Origin of the sequence: Muricauda sp. SCSIO 64092 (genome assembly GCF_023016285.1) — a bacterium.
Taxonomy (GTDB): Bacteria; Bacteroidota; Bacteroidia; order Flavobacteriales; family Flavobacteriaceae; genus Croceivirga.
Window position 1 is genome coordinate 3238914 of record NZ_CP095413.1, and the last position, 14580, is coordinate 3253493.

A 14580-nucleotide genomic window follows, 5' to 3' on the forward strand; every position below is an offset into this window, starting at 1 on the left:
AAAAAAAATTGCGGTTACTCACAGCTTTGTGCACGTTTTAACGGTGGATAAGGGGCTTTTAAGTGAGTTTCGGGAATTAATTGTCCAAGCTACCGTTTCCCCCTAAAACGAGGCACATAGTTTTCAGAATGAACGTGGGTCATTTGCTGTAACAGCTTGAACCGTTTGAGGTCGCTTAGTCGTTGTGTCCCTTGTGAAGAAAGGTCACACGATTGTTTAATGGAATTTAGTTTAATAGTGTGAAGTTTTTTCACTGCATTATGGGAAGAATGTTCACTAGCTTTTTTGACGTTGGGAGAAAGTTGTAAACAGCTTTCATAATACAGCGCAGATGCTCCACGCCTTGTTCCGGGTGTTGACATGGTTTTGTTGTATCCGTCAGAAACACGAATCCGGTTCTTTTTGACAAGGCTATCAATGGCTTTCGATACCGACTTGTTGGAAAGCCCGGTAACCATGCAAAAGAATTTCTGGGCAATCCAGGCACGCTGTATCCGTTGTGACGGGTTCTTTGGGTCTACCTGACCAATGGTCTTGTATATTATCGTCAGGAGTACCTTCAGTTCACTTTCGGTGAGAACTTTCAAGAGGTCGTTGAATATGACGTTTGGTGTCTGGGTTGTGTTTTTATAATACAGCATGCAATGAGTGTAGAGTGATTGCATGGCTGGCATAAGGGGCGATTACAAATTTTGCCACAGTTCGCTCCTTACGGATTGAGGTCAATTGAGGGTAAAATCATTGAATGCTCACACAAACTCCGAACGATATACAGCTATCCCACAAGGCGATGTATGAACTTAAGGCGATACTTGAAAGGGATATTGGTTTTGAAGCACTCGCTTTAATGGATGACGATGATATCCGCCAATTGGGAATGTTTGTCCTTACGCTCACCGCAACAGCTTTGCACAAACACATGAGAACGAAGAAGACCATTGAGTACTAAAGGTAATATCGGTATACTGTGAATGCTGGACTCAAAGAACAACATAACCGGTATAAACACCTTCTTTATACATAAAGATGGGGTAACAACAATCTTTGAGTTCAGCAACGAAAAGAACGTGTTGTTATCCCTTTTTTGTAGAAGGAAAAAATTGTATGAATGAATATGACCCAAACAATCCTATATACGATTTCCATTTTAAATATGGTGCCTATACGAGAAAAAGCTCTGAAGCTGAGGAACGTCAGATTCAGAGCATTGAGCGACAAAATGATGACCTTATTGAAATTATTGAAAAACATGATCTGGACGTTTACGGTGAGATTATCGAAGAAACCAAGTCGGCTTTTTATCGAGGGCGAGAGAAATTTGATGAACTCGTTGCATTGACCGAGAAAGGAGTGGTGAATGCCTGGCTGTGCTGGCATCCCAATCGGCTCTCTCGAAATGCCGTAGACTCGGGAATTATCATCGATCTGATGGATCGCGGAAAGCTCCATCATATACGAACTCCCAGTCGTACCTATTTCAATACGCCGTCAGACAAACTCTTCCTTCAGGTTGAGTTGATCCTCAGCAAGAAAGATTCGGATGATAAGAGTGTGTTTGTAAAGAGCGGACTTAAAAAGCGGTACAAAAAAGGCTTGCCCACAGGGAAAACACCTATAGGGTTCCTCAATGACAAGACCAAGGAGAAGGGCGACCGGGGGTGGCTTGTGGATAAGGATCGGTTGAAAAAAGTTGGGTACATCCTTGCACGGTTTCTCAAAGGACGGGACTCGATAACGACCATTACCGATTACGCAAGGAATGAACTTAAACTTACCACCGTGCCACTAAAAAATATTGGGGGAAAGCTGATCAGCCGCTCAATGATGGAGTTACTCTTGAAGAACCCGATCTATGCCGGATTTTTCTATTCCAAGGATGAAACAACGGAAGGGCGTACCGAACGTGTACTGGATGAATCGTTGCCACGGCTTATTACCGTCGAACAACACAAGAAAATCCTTCAAATACTGAGTAAACGCAGTTACCAGAAAGTACAGGAGCATGAAGCTACCTACAACCACATTATCGTTGGCGAGGATAACCAGCGCATAGGGGCAGACTTTAAGTTTCAACTTATCTGTGACTGTAAGCATAAGTTTGCGTACAGGGCTAGAGATCGGTGTCCCAAATGTAACCTCCTGATCAGTCAGATGAAGAACCCGACCTACCTGTCATATACCTATTACTACAATATACAACGGCGAAAGACCAAGGAAACGAAAGCCAAGTGTATTGAGGAGAAGCGGGTCAATGAGTACCTCGCCGACTACATCAGAAATAACTTTTCACTGAGTGAAGACTTGTGTAATTGGGGAAAGAAACACATTGCGGAACTCAGGGATAAATCAATCCAGGAACACAGCGAACGTAAAAAAACCTATACGAAAGAACTTCAAAGGCTTGCTGAAGAAAAATCCGAGCTACGAAAGATGTATCTAAGGAAATTGATCTCGGAAGAAGAATTTATCTCTGATAATAAGGAAATCAATATGAAAGAGGAGGAGATTAGAACCAAGAATGGAGCGTTTGAAAACTACTTTGAAGAGTTGGAATCATTGTTCAATCTATCCGTTGAATTTGAAGATATTATCCTAAATGGAAGCCTTGAAGAGAAAAAACGTGTCCTTCAGGAATTTGGTTCGAACCTACTCTGGAACGAGGAAAAACTTGAAATTATAAGGTCGAAATGGTTAACGGTGTTCGAAAAATCCCGAAAACATATATTAGCAAAAAACAGGCAGTTCGAACCTGAAAAAAGTGTTGAAAAAAAAGGCTCAAATGCCGATTTGAGACCTCTCTGTCCAGTGTTGCTCTCATATTTGGATGAGCTTCGAACCTACTTAATGCAAGTTAAAAATAAGTGTTCACCTCAAGGAAAGTCTTCTACTAGTTGATTAACCTGACTATATAGAGTCATAAGGAAATATTCTTTTTCCTTTAATGCTTCTTTTTCCTGTGATATTTCAATATCGTATATAAGCTCTTCAATTTCAATAATGCGATCTGGTATTGTATTTTGTAATTGTTTTAGAATTTCTTGAAAGTAACAATGATCAAACCGAGAACGTAATTTTGATAATAAATCTGTAGCGTGGATAACTATACGTCCTGGAATAGACGTTTCTTTAACACTATTGTATAAGTTATTAATGAGGACGGTATCTTGCCCAAACAAGAAATACATATCCTCTATGGTTAATATATTATTCATGTTTTTATGTTTTTAGCCCCCTCGGTATATACACACCGAGGGGATTTTGATTTTAGCGTGCCGGAGTGTAAACAAGAAGAGACGATGTAGGCAGTACTACAACATTGATCTAAAATTTCAAAACTCACTTTAAAAAAAGTTAATAGTGAGCTTGCTAACTCACTCAATTTACATAGAGAGAAAGAAAATCTAACTCAATTTGGAATTGGGTTTTTATTGATAATACTTTCTTAAAATTTTAAAAAAAATTTCTTGTTTCTTTTCCAATAAAATTAACATTTTCCTGGAAGGAATTATTTTCCCGTGAAAATTGGCAAGATCTCCTCTGTTAGTTTCCTTAAAAAGTAACTCTGCATTCTCTATGAATTTGTGAACTAACACATCATCTTTTAAAGCAATTCTCACGTTATCAATTTGGCATCCTGAATACCTGCGTTTTGGATCAGGAAGGAATAGAATTCTCTTTAGACTAGGCAAAGATTTTGGTGTTACTTCATGGTAGACACCATTTTTATCAATCCATACAGCATGAAACTCAGCTTCAATCATAACACTCGGAAGAGTCTCCCATATTTGCCAACCGTATTGTATCTCTCCTCCATTCTTCTCAATTATACGCTTAACATTTTCATAACAATCATTTTCAATTGATCCCTCTACTGTCTCTATCTCTAGGTACTGGGGCGTACCATTAGGAACTAGTTGTTTACATAGGTTGATAGTACTTAGATCATTAATTTCTGCGGTTTTTGGGATAGGCATTAATTTAATCATATTTATATTATACTTATAAAAAACTTCGAACTATCTAATTCCTAACAAACGAGACGAAAGTCTCGTTGTGCCAGTGGTTGGATGATGTTCGGAAGAATTTTGTTTAGTGTTAGTCCAGTTCAATCTTTGCAAGATAGTCTTCAAATGTTTCAATTGAGTAATAACCTAAATTGCTCAAATGTTCTTTGTAGTCTTCTTTGAAAACCGCCTTAAGCATTCTAATCAATTGGTATGGGTTCATAATCAATCTATTCATTATCATTCTTTCTTTGTCTGTCTGTTCTAAGTCTGAGATTTCTTTTGAGTCGTCTTTGATTGACATATCAACCTCGGACATCCTTTCTGATATTGCACTTTTCACTATCTCCATAAAATAGGTGGCTCCCTTTTTAGTTAGCTTTGAAAAGTCCTTTTCCTCAATTATGTTACTAAACTGATTTACCATAAACAGACAAGTATGTTTTATCTCTGCTCTTACCTGATCTGGTTTTGCAATACTAAACTCTGGCTTGCCTTGTTCACTGCTCCCTACATACAAGTAACCTTGTTTTAGTTTCTCAATATCCTGATGAGACCGGTTTTGCAAACCAAAGTTTGTGAAAATCTTTTGTTTTACCGGGTGTTTATAAAAAGCGCCTTGCCGATTTGTCAAAACATTTTCAAGCGTATCAAGCTCGTTAGCAATAGGTAAGATTATAAGTTTTGCCAGTTCTTCTTGCGCAATGATAGCAAGAAAAAAAGCTTCGTTGTAAGAATATCTAGTACTTGAAAGCTCAATTGCAGCTAACAGTTTTTGGGTAGCATTTTGAAAAATTGTAACTACAAAAAGTTCGTAATTGGTAAACTTTTCCTGGTTAGTCTCCATAAGATAACATTATCACAAGTGTCATAATTGCGGAATTGCCCACAACTGAAAATGGTATAATAGGCTTAGTTACAAACGGAGAATAGTCGACTCCTACGTGACTCGTTAGAAACATAACCAAAAAACTCTGTGACAAAGATAATCGGCAACAATGATGGTGAGAACGGTAGAAATGAGACCTACAAAATTGGTTCTCGTAAGAAAGTTCCACGTTCAGTAACCGTAAAGGAAGTTGAACAAGGAAAGCACTCAGGTGTGCACATTGTGAAGATAAATGGTCGTAAATATGTTCGTGACAATCCTGACCCTTCAAAGAAGGATAATGTCAATCGCACCAAAAAGAGGTAAATGGAAAAGTTACTGGTTTATGTAGAGTCTACCGAGAAGGAGAATACCAGAACTTAGTTATGACAGGACAGCAAATCTTGAACGACGACAGAAAAGTAACACCTCCCAATCAAAAGGCCTCGTAAGAAAGCTTTTGATTTAGTTAACGAGTATTTCTTTATGGTCTCCATTCATAAAATAAACCACAAATAGTTGTCAAAAGGATAAAAAGTTAGTAATTACACTACCAAAGGGCATATTTCCTCATAAAGGGTTATGTGGTAATGAGTAGTCAATTTCTCAACCTAACGAACAGTTCGCAGGGACTGTTCTCTCGTCGAACTATGTAAAAAATTACTAGCAAAAACTAGTAATTTTTTACATTGCTCGACCTAATAGATGAAATTCGAACATGTTTGATGGAGGAAAAATATCTAAAATAGTCGCTCAACTTGTATAGATAAGTATATAATTTTTTAGAAAAACGCATATCCAAGTGACATGCGTTTTTGTATATAGTTATTATTTCAGCCAAATCTCTTTAGCTTTCTCAAATCCAACCCACCGGTTTTCCTTGTTGTACCCTCGGCACGCAAGTTCATATCGGATGAACCGCTTTAGCGGTACCTTACCGTGAAGAAGAAACCGCAATATCTCCCCGCTTATAACGGAGACCATACCGGCGATCGTTTCCCAGTGAGGTAAGGGATCGGTATCGGCCATGATGTTCTGGATGTCCATGTAGGTCATACCAGAATAACCATTAGGCAGTTCCTCGATCATTTCACCTTCAAAGGATGGATGTCCATTGGGAACAACAAAGTATCCCGATTCATAGCTTGGCACCATCACAAACCGTTGATGGGTAAGTCGATACTCAAAGTTAAGCCACATGGCTCGGTCCATTGCCTTTTGCTTATTGGCAAATTTCTCAAGATCACTTCGCTTTCCCATCGTTTTCCTTGTTTTGAGCGGTGGCAACCCTTCCGGTTAGGGAGATGATGTCCCCCTTGGAGGATTTCGGGTCCTTGCCCTTGGTACGGATAAACTTCTGTGAGTTGAACAGTGGGCGGCACTTGATGTTAAAATCCGAGTAGCCCACGGGTTCCTGTTCACGTTCTTGACTCACCTTGACATAGGCTTTGTGCAGGCCATCATTGGTCATCTTTTTCTCCTTGGACTTTACCAGGACTTCAAGAGCAATGGATGCCACAGGGTTGAGTCCACCGGTATAGGGGAGCACGAAGCCGAGGCTCTCCAGTTCTTCTTTACTCTGGTCATCTGCGTACTTTATCAGTACGGATACGTCCTGTTTGTGATCCTTGATCCGTTCCATGACATCACGTTTCTCCTGTTGCAGGGGTTCGAGTTTTTGGTCGACCTCTTCCAAGATTGTCGTATCGGTTTTGATGTTTTCGATAAGTACGTCGATAATTACTTTGTCATTCATTGTATAAAAAATTTAAGGATTAAACATTTACATTCTTAGGTGGCTTTGTAGGTATACAGGAGGTGCATTTCACCCTCTTCAAAGCCTTCTTCCTCGATCATGTGCCGCATGGCAGATTCGGCAAGTTCCCGTGTTCCATAGAACCGTCGGGGTGGTGAGTCCACACGGTCAACATCGTCCTGTGACACCATGCGGTCGTAGATACCATATACCTCCTGAATCTCTCCAGAGCGTAAGCGAAGGGAGCGGTAATTGGCATAATCGTAGGTATCCCACTTAGTTATCGGTTTACTCCGCAGGTAGTGGGTTTCCATGCCAATCTTCTCCAAGGTTATCCATACCTGTTCGGGATTAAGGGACTCACGATAGGCGGTCTCCGTATCCCAACAGTCAATGAAGTAACTGAGGATATTGGCATCGTTGCCGACCATCTCCTCAAGTTCATCGGTGTGCATCGCATTGAGGTTAAGCTGTTTGAGGTCTTTTGGGTGGTACATCCACCTGATAATGTCGATCAGTTCCCCGTGGGTAAAGTACCCTTTGAAGAATGGGCTGATGCCGGAAACTTCAAGAGCCTCCATCTGTTTTTCGAGCGTCCCGAGGAAGTACCGCAGGACAGTTTTTTGGGTTATGTCCATATCGTGTGTATTTATATATTGAAGGGATTAAGAATACAGAACTATGTATTTATGGTTATTAATCTTTGGTGTTCTTGGTAATACAAGTTTCGGTAGTATGTAAACCAATAAATAGGAACTACATTCGGATGTTTCGGAACTACATTCGGAATTAGAATTTATTTATTTTAGCGTATGGGCAAGAAATTCTACAAGTCATTAAGAGTCACAAACAGATCTGAATTCTTGAAAAGAATCATACCTAATCGTCTTTGTCAAGCGGGTAATTGGCGGTTAAGACTTCTACCTTCTTGTGGGTTCGTGAGGCTCCTGCCTCTACCTTTCGGGCTGATAGCGACTTCTCAAAGCGGATGCTGTACCAACCATTTTTTGCTACATACTCATCCAAAATCTCAGATGGGTACGAACTCAAGAGAAACGTTCCCTTAATGTTGGAGAGCGTATCAAGAAGATTCCGGTAATCACATTCGGTATATCCACAGTAGTCTCCCTGGTAAGTATTGATGTACGGGGGATCTACATAGTGAAAGGTCTCTTTGGTATCACGGCTCTCAATGACCTTGCAGGCATCGTTGTTTTCAATCTGTACGAACTCCAATCGCTTTACAATGGACTCGTCAAATCGCATGGTCTTGTTCCGAAAGGTCTTTACACGTTTGTTGTACTTGTCGTAGCCCCATGATCCGGGCTTGTTTGCGAAGCCCATATTACACGCGACATAGCACGCCCACGCTCGTAAGCGTTTGTCCTCCACCAACGAGGGTGTTTTGTAAATGAGCCACGCCTTTGAGTAGGTTTCCCGCGCAAAGAGTGTTGCTTCAATCTGGTTTTTAAGCCAGTTGAAGTCAGTCTTGACCACCTCAAAGAAGTTCACCACCATACCGTTGATATCGTTGATGATCTCCGCCTCGGAGGGTTCTTTGGCAAAGAAGACCGCCCCGCCCCCGAAGAACGCTTCCGTATAGATACGGTGTTTGGGGATGCGAGGGAGTATTTCTTTAAGCATATTGATTTTTCCTCCGTAATAGGAAATGGGGGTCTTGGGCATGGTAGGGAGGTGATTATTTGACTTAGAGTTCTCCTTCTTGTGCAAACGAGACAAAGGACTCTGAGGTAATAATGATATGGTCGAGCAAGGTCATCTCCATGAGCCTGGCGGCTCTTTTGATGTTCTTGGTCAGTTCAATGTCTTGACGGGAGATGGTCAAATTCCCACTGGGGTGTGTATGTGAAATGATCAGGTATACCGCATTGGTCAGCAATGCCAATTGGAAAATGTATTTGGGGTTCATCTGTACTCCAAGGGTCGAGCCTTTGGCAACTTCTGAAATTCCCAATACCCGATTGGATGCCGTAAGCAATATCACCCAAAAGCATTCCCGTACATCCAGTTGTGCGGGATCGATATACTTTCGTAACACTTCGTTTGCATCCTCGGCACATGAGATGTGGTGCATTTCGTTTACATGCGGTCGTTGGTACTGGATTTGAATTTTCGAGCTACCAAGTAGCTCGGTACTTGGTAGTGCTGTTTTCATAGGTATTGAATTAAAGGTTTCAAAGCCAGTATGAAGGAACAAGAGACCTTACGGGAGGGGCGACCTAAGAATGATGTGGAACGGTGGTTGCTGAGAATGGTTGTGATGGTGTTCCATAGATCATGAGCTTGAGGTACATGTCGTAGTTCGCCAAGTTCATAAAGTCGGAAGCGGAAAAGACAGGATGGAAGATTTTCTCCATTATGCGTGCACTGTCATACCCGAGGCGAAAGCAGGCGATACTCCCAACGTTTCCTAAAACGGCATCTCGTATCTTAGGATCAAGCTGTGATACGTACTGGTGTGCCATAATCATTGAAACCTTAAATTTCCTTAATTCTGACAGCAATTCAACAAGCGACAGGTTCGTGTAGTTCTGGAACTCGTCAAGGTACACAAAGAACGGGGTGCGCTCGTGTTCAGGCGTATCAATTCGTGAGAAGGCAGATGAAGCAAGTGAGGTCAGAAGAAGCGATCCCAGGATGTACGATGCCTCGCTTCCGATAGCCCCTTTAGACAGGTTCAGAAGAAGAATCTTCTTTTGGTCCATGATACGACGAAGTGAGATTTGCTGTTGGTTTTCAATCAAGATGCGCTTCACGGATGGGTATGACAACAGTCCGCCAATCTTGTTGTAAATAGGGATGAGGTCGGTCTTACTGCTGTAGTTTGGAAACTCCTGTTCCCAAAACCGCTTCACATCGGGATTGACGATATGCTTTACACAGCAGTTGCGAAAATCAGCATCACTTAACAATCGCAGCACGTCAGAGAACACGCTTGATTTTTGATCAAGGAGGGTCAGGATAATATACCGAAGGAGATGGGAAACCTTAACGCCCCAGCCTTGGTTTCCCCATACCCGCTGGAACACTTCAAGAATATTTGAGGCAACAAGCGCACGTTTCTCATACGATACGCGCCTCAGTGGGTTGTATCCCAATTGCGAATGAGGATCACGTGCATCAAGATGGATAAGGTCGCTTTTTCGATAATCCGGAACATCTCTGAGTACGTTTGCTATGAGGTCTCCATGTACGTCAACCACAAGCAGTCCGACCTTATCCTCCTGTCGATGGATGTCCGACATTATTTTTTTATGAAGAAGGGTTGTCTTGCCCGATCCGGTCATTCCCAATGCATAGAAATGGTATAGACGGTCTTTCTGCAACAGTCCAAAGTACCTGCGGTCGTCTCGAAAGTTGGTCTTGGCGAAGTATGTTACGTTGTTGTTTGAAGCTGACACGCTGTACAGTTTCCCGTGCACACGTAATTTATCAAGGGGGTATTACAATACTGCCTTAAGACCTAACGGGTAAGTCTTCAATATCAGATTTTATTTTTAAACTACTCTTGTCCTTCGCACCGTTCTTTTTTTCCTTTCTTATAAATTGTAAACAATCATAAATCTGCTTCCATGAATTTTTAACTATTTAAAAAATCAATAGTTTTTCCAAAATATAATAAGGTATTCTTATATTGTGTTTTCTAAATCTTACTATTTTTTTTGGTGATTTAGACATAATTTCAATCAAGCAAATTGCCGGCACATGCATACAATTAATAAAATTACCCTGAATCATATCATGCAGCTCAACGCTGACCAACTAACAGTATTGTTAGACAGATTATTAAAAATTGAGGCTCAAAAGAATGATCTAAAAAATTTTCATATATCCGTACCGGAAAGAATCACTGTATCTGATGGTGGTGAAGATGGAAGAATTAAATGGACGGGTGCAGTGACTTCTACCAATAATCTTCCTAACCAGTTTACCTTATTTCAGTGCAAAGCTACCCCTATGACTCCTGGTGATTGCTATGAGGAAATTCTTGTCAAAAAGGTTAAAGGAAAGCCTAGGGAATTGAAACCTAGAGTCAAAGAAGTAGTTACTAAGAATGGTTGTTATGTATTATTCATAAACCATGAGATAAATACTGAACACAAGGAGCCAAGAATCTCGAAAATTAGAGAGGCAATTAAGGAGGCAGGACATGCAAATTATAAGGATTTTGAAATTAAGATTTATGATGCCGAAAAAATTAAACATTGGGTTAATGAAAATATATCGGCAGTAACTTATGTACAAGGATGCATCGGAATCACCAGGCCTCAAAATTTTAGAACCTGGTCACAATGGGAAAACGACATGCCGAATTCGCATATTACTTATCAAACCAATGAACTCCTTTTAAAGAACATTGAATTAATTAGAACTGAACTTAAGGGCCAAAAGGTAATAAGGGTTATCGGTCATTCAGGATTGGGTAAAACTAGGATGGTATTGGAAGCATTTAGAGAGGACTCCGATGACACGGAAGCTTATTCACTTCAAGCTCAGGTGGTGTATTATGATATGGGTCTTGGAAGTTTAACTGATATTTCGGGATATATCATTTCTCACATGCAGCATCAATCGGGAATAATAGTTGTGGATAATTGTGTTGAAAATGATCACAGGACAATAGCTGGTTTAGTTAATGCTTCCAATAATTTCAAAATCGTTACAATTGATTTTTCTTCGAGTACGGATGAGAACAATTACATCAAATTAGAAAGAAATAATCAAAAGGATGTCGTAGAAAAGATAGTTGCAGATTATTTACCAGGACTATCACAAACAGATAAAGATTATATCTCTAAGTTTTCTGAAGGATATCCTCAAATGGCCTTGTTGTTTGCTGAGTCTGTTAAGGCTGGGGAATCAGTAAGCTTGAACAACGAAATACCGGATGATTTTCTTAGAAAATTGGTTTTCGGAAGATATGAGCATAAGGATTTCGAATTTCATATTATAAAAGCTTGCTCGGTAATGTCAAGCTTCGCTTTTATAGATGATAACATATCTACTGTTTTAAATCCAGAGGAAAAAGAAACCATTCAAAAACAAATGGATTATGTAAGGATGAAAATCTGTGGGGCATATGAAGGTAGAGAGGTCACGGAGCGAGATTTTTATCGAGTATGCCAGAGGTTCAAAGGAAGTAATATTATGGAACAAAGGGGTACTCAGATAATGGTAAAACCGACACCATTAGCCATTAATCTGGCTGCTCAATGGTGGAGGGAAACACCTCATACTGAAATAAAGGAAATATTGGCCGAGCTTCAGGATAACCAGCTTGGGAAAAGATTGGTAGAAAGATTGTCCGAGTTAGATCAACTTGATAAGGCAAAAGAAATAGTAAATGAGCTTTGGGGGTCTGAAAGCCCTTTTGGTACAGCGGAAGTGCTTAACACATCTTTGGGTTCACTTCTCTTCCGCTATGTAGTTGAAGTGAACCCTGTAGCTATGGTCAAAACTTTGGAAAAAGCGTTTGGTCATAAATCCAAAGAGGAACTTTTAAAAATTAAGGAAGGTCGAAGAAATTTGGTTTGGGCTTTGGAAAAACTTTGTTTTAGAAAAGAAACCTTTAATGAAGCTTCAAAGATTCTATATTCTTTTGCAGTAGCCGAGAATGAAACATGGGGTAATAACTCAACCAATCAATTTGTACAATTATTTCAACTGTTGCTTCCGGGAACTGAGGCTTCTTTAATGGACAGGCTTGAAATATTGAAATGGGGATTAGAGAAAAGTGAAAGAGGGTACGGAGAAATAGCCATAAGAGCTATGGGCAGGGGACTATCAAATGATCACTTTCATAGAATGGGTGGTGCAGATAAGCAAGGTAGTTCAGCTCCGTTGATAGATTACAGACCCGATTGGCAAGAGATAGCGAAGTATTGGAATGAAATCATGACGTTTTTGACTGAGTTTGCATGCTCAGGTAATTATCTGTCTGAAATGGCAATGGACACGATTTCAAAATCAATAAGAATGTTGATTCGGGATGGACAAATTGATTTGGTCGAAAAAGCCATATTGAAAATTATTTCAGTTAAGACCGTTCTTTGGCAAGAAGCCTTGAACAATTTAAAGCAGACTTTAGAATTTGAAAAAAATATACCTACCGATATTATAAAGCGTATTGAAAAGTTGATAATTAAATTGACTCCAACAGATGTCAAAAATCAGTTGTTTTTGAAAGTTTCAAAACCAGAATGGAATAAATATGAGAAGAAGGAATCGGGTCAATATATCGATTATCCAAAGTTAAACGCAGAGTCCTATGCTGAATATTTGGCAAAAAATGATGTTTCTCTTGGCATTTATCTGGAAGACCTTCAAAAAGGAGAACAAAGACAGGGATTTAACTTTGGTGCAAAATATATAACCTTAATAAAAAATAAACAAGGGTTCATTGTTGATGCTATTCGTGCTCTAAAAGAAATCGAAATTAAAGAACAAAATCCGGAGTTTCTTGCAGGGCTTTTAAAAGGAAATAATGAGCCTGAGTTTATTACTAAAGTTCTGGATGAAATAATGAATAACGAGAAGTTAAGACAACACTCCTTTTATATGACAAGGGTTTTAAATCCATCATTATCAGGGATTGAAAAGTTGTTCTTGCTTATTGATGAATATGATTATTCAATTGGTCATTTTAATAATTTGATGTATGGAAGAGCTCTTAGCTTTTTATCACATGATGAAGTAATAAAATTATGTGAAAGATTAGCTTCATACGGAAATAATGGAAAGTGGACAGCCTTATCACTTGTATTTATGTATTGTTATAACAATGCGGGATTGTGGGATAAGTCAAAGAGTTTTCTGGAAAAGATGATCTCTGGCAGCAATATGACCATGAACACCGATAATTCAATTAGAGTGGAGGGCTATCATTGGTCAGAAACGATTATCAAAATTTTAAATGAAGGTAAAAAAGACGAATTTGCTAAGAAAATTGCAAAGCAAATTATTGAGCATATATCCCAGCCTAGATTAAACTATTCTTTCGACTCTTACATCGTTAGAGTTAATGATATCCTGTTTGAAAAATACTTTGATACAATCTGGGATTTTTTTGGAAATTCTCTAATAAACGATGCTTTTTCATCATTAACATTAAGACATCAAATAGGAACGAGAAACGGGTTTTCTGATGGCAGACCCGGATTACTTTTTAGGTATTCTGAAAATCATCACAGTTTATTGATGTGGTGTAGGAAGAATCCAGAAGTTGCACCCCCCCAAATTGCCTACTTGATGCCATTAGGAGTAAAAAAGGATGGTGAAATTGATTGGCACCCTTTATCGAAAGTATTGATAGATGAATTCGGTGATAGCGATGAGTTTTTGCGTAGACTTTCTTTAAATATGGGGACTTTTGGCTCGGTTGGTTCAAGTATTCCATATTACAAAGATCTGATTAAACTTTTACAGAAATTAAAAGATCATCAATATCAAAGAGTTAGGGGTTGGGCAACAAATAAAATCGATTATACGGAAAAACGAATAAGAAGAGAGAAACTTGATGATGAGGAAAGACTTCAATAGTGAAAATTAGGCATGGATGAAAAACATAAAATAAGAACACTATTTGATACTCTGGTTAGTTCCAACAGGTACGACTTTCCTCAAAAAGGGACGGCAATAAATGTTAGTTCTCAACACGGAGTTTATATCATTTATTCGCATCTCTCTGAAGTCCTTCATGTTGGTAATACTAGATACGGTAAAAGAGGACTTAACCAAAGATTGAACGACCACAGAAGATCAAATTCCTCCTTCTCCCGATCTTACTTAATACCCAATAATATAAAACTGTCTGCCGGATGCAAATATAGTTACATCATATTAGAAGATGCCAGATTCAGGGTTTTATTGGAAGCAATAGCCGTTGGGTTACTCTGCCCTTTACATTTGGGTACAGGAGTTAGAAATATAAA

The 14580-nt window shown here is 39.4% G+C and carries 14 protein-coding genes; 4 read left to right on the plus strand and 10 right to left on the minus strand.

The window, feature by feature from the left end:
• Window positions 1–89: 89 nt before the first annotated feature.
• On the minus strand, window positions 90–641 hold the full coding sequence (locus tag L0P88_RS13640) for a replication protein (protein ID WP_247130475.1): 552 nt from the start codon (window positions 639–641) through the stop codon (window positions 90–92).
• Window positions 642–745: 104 nt separating this feature from the next.
• Here L0P88_RS13640 and L0P88_RS13645 point away from each other — a divergent pair, with 104 nt between their 5' ends.
• Both L0P88_RS13645 and L0P88_RS13650 read left to right on the plus strand, forming a co-directional pair.
• Window positions 746–949: a hypothetical protein gene (locus L0P88_RS13645; RefSeq protein WP_247130476.1), complete on the plus strand. Its 204-nt coding sequence runs from the start codon at window positions 746–748 to the stop codon at window positions 947–949.
• Window positions 950–1104: 155 nt separating this feature from the next.
• A complete protein-coding gene (locus L0P88_RS13650; RefSeq protein ID WP_247130477.1) occupies window positions 1105–2895 on the plus strand; it encodes a recombinase family protein in 1791 nt (596 codons plus the stop codon).
• Here L0P88_RS13650 and L0P88_RS13655 read toward each other — a convergent pair.
• The 3 genes from L0P88_RS13655 to L0P88_RS13665 all read right to left on the minus strand — a co-directional run bounded on the left by L0P88_RS13655 (window position 2871) and on the right by L0P88_RS13665 (window position 4851).
• Window positions 2871–3212, minus strand: coding sequence for a hypothetical protein (locus L0P88_RS13655; RefSeq protein ID WP_247130478.1), 342 nt, complete (start codon window positions 3210–3212; stop codon window positions 2871–2873). The two genes, L0P88_RS13650 and L0P88_RS13655, sit on opposite strands and share 25 nt — an antisense overlap.
• A 213-nt stretch (window positions 3213–3425) precedes the next feature.
• On the minus strand, window positions 3426–3986 hold the full coding sequence (locus L0P88_RS13660) for a hypothetical protein (protein WP_247130479.1): 561 nt from the start codon (window positions 3984–3986) through the stop codon (window positions 3426–3428).
• A 109-nt stretch (window positions 3987–4095) separates the two neighbouring features.
• A complete protein-coding gene (locus L0P88_RS13665; protein ID WP_247130480.1) occupies window positions 4096–4851 on the minus strand; it encodes an AbiV family abortive infection protein in 756 nt (251 codons plus the stop codon).
• A 129-nt stretch (window positions 4852–4980) separates the two neighbouring features.
• Between L0P88_RS13665 and L0P88_RS13670 the strand changes: the two genes are divergently transcribed.
• Window positions 4981–5199 carry a DUF3892 domain-containing protein gene (locus L0P88_RS13670; protein WP_247130481.1) on the plus strand — a complete coding sequence of 73 codons (219 nt, stop codon included), beginning with the start codon at window positions 4981–4983 and terminating at the stop codon, window positions 5197–5199.
• Between the two features lie 501 nt (window positions 5200–5700).
• Here L0P88_RS13670 and L0P88_RS13675 read toward each other — a convergent pair.
• From L0P88_RS13675 to L0P88_RS13700, 6 genes are all read right to left on the minus strand, one after another.
• Window positions 5701–6132: a hypothetical protein gene (locus L0P88_RS13675; RefSeq protein ID WP_247130482.1), complete on the minus strand. Its 432-nt coding sequence runs from the start codon at window positions 6130–6132 to the stop codon at window positions 5701–5703.
• Window positions 6116–6628: a hypothetical protein gene (locus L0P88_RS13680; protein WP_247130483.1), complete on the minus strand. Its 513-nt coding sequence runs from the start codon at window positions 6626–6628 to the stop codon at window positions 6116–6118. Before L0P88_RS13680 ends, L0P88_RS13675 begins: the two co-directional genes overlap by 17 nt.
• Window positions 6629–6663: 35 nt before the next feature.
• Entirely contained in the window at window positions 6664–7125 is a 462-nt protein-coding gene (locus L0P88_RS13685) for a hypothetical protein (protein ID WP_247130484.1), read from the minus strand.
• 382 nt (window positions 7126–7507) lie between these two features.
• Complete coding sequence (locus tag L0P88_RS13690; protein WP_247130485.1) at window positions 7508–8314, minus strand: DNA adenine methylase; 807 nt, start codon at window positions 8312–8314, stop codon at window positions 7508–7510.
• Window positions 8315–8336: 22 nt separating this feature from the next.
• Window positions 8337–8804, minus strand: a complete 468-nt coding sequence (locus L0P88_RS13695) for a JAB domain-containing protein (protein ID WP_247130486.1) — start codon at window positions 8802–8804, stop codon at window positions 8337–8339.
• Between the two features lie 64 nt (window positions 8805–8868).
• On the minus strand, window positions 8869–10050 hold the full coding sequence (locus L0P88_RS13700; protein ID WP_247130487.1) for a type IV secretory system conjugative DNA transfer family protein: 1182 nt from the start codon (window positions 10048–10050) through the stop codon (window positions 8869–8871).
• Between the two features lie 304 nt (window positions 10051–10354).
• On the opposite strand from L0P88_RS13700, the gene L0P88_RS13705 reads away from it, so the two are divergent.
• Complete coding sequence (locus tag L0P88_RS13705) at window positions 10355–14188, plus strand: hypothetical protein (protein ID WP_247130488.1); 3834 nt, start codon at window positions 10355–10357, stop codon at window positions 14186–14188.
• The last annotated feature ends 392 nt before the right edge of the window (window positions 14189–14580 follow it).

Excerpts from the sequence above, each read along its gene's own strand:
- L0P88_RS13695 (WP_247130486.1), bottom strand. The coding sequence starts at position 8,804 with ATGAAAACAGCACTACCAAGTACCGAGCTACTTGGTAGCTCGAAAATT.
- L0P88_RS13690 (WP_247130485.1), bottom strand. The coding sequence starts at position 8,314 with ATGCCCAAGACCCCCATTTCCTATTACGGAGGAAAAATCAATATGCTT.
- L0P88_RS13675 (WP_247130482.1), bottom strand. The coding sequence starts at position 6,132 with ATGGGAAAGCGAAGTGATCTTGAGAAATTTGCCAATAAGCAAAAGGCA.
- L0P88_RS13655 (WP_247130478.1), bottom strand. The coding sequence starts at position 3,212 with ATGAATAATATATTAACCATAGAGGATATGTATTTCTTGTTTGGGCAA.
- L0P88_RS13650 (WP_247130477.1), top strand. The coding sequence starts at position 1,105 with ATGAATGAATATGACCCAAACAATCCTATATACGATTTCCATTTTAAA.
- L0P88_RS13640 (WP_247130475.1), bottom strand. The coding sequence starts at position 641 with ATGCTGTATTATAAAAACACAACCCAGACACCAAACGTCATATTCAAC.
- L0P88_RS13680 (WP_247130483.1), bottom strand. The coding sequence starts at position 6,628 with ATGAATGACAAAGTAATTATCGACGTACTTATCGAAAACATCAAAACC.
- L0P88_RS13685 (WP_247130484.1), bottom strand. The coding sequence starts at position 7,125 with ATGTACCACCCAAAAGACCTCAAACAGCTTAACCTCAATGCGATGCAC.
- L0P88_RS13705 (WP_247130488.1), top strand. The coding sequence starts at position 10,355 with ATGCATACAATTAATAAAATTACCCTGAATCATATCATGCAGCTCAAC.
- L0P88_RS13645 (WP_247130476.1), top strand. The coding sequence starts at position 746 with ATGCTCACACAAACTCCGAACGATATACAGCTATCCCACAAGGCGATG.
- L0P88_RS13665 (WP_247130480.1), bottom strand. The coding sequence starts at position 4,851 with ATGGAGACTAACCAGGAAAAGTTTACCAATTACGAACTTTTTGTAGTT.
- L0P88_RS13660 (WP_247130479.1), bottom strand. The coding sequence starts at position 3,986 with ATGATTAAATTAATGCCTATCCCAAAAACCGCAGAAATTAATGATCTA.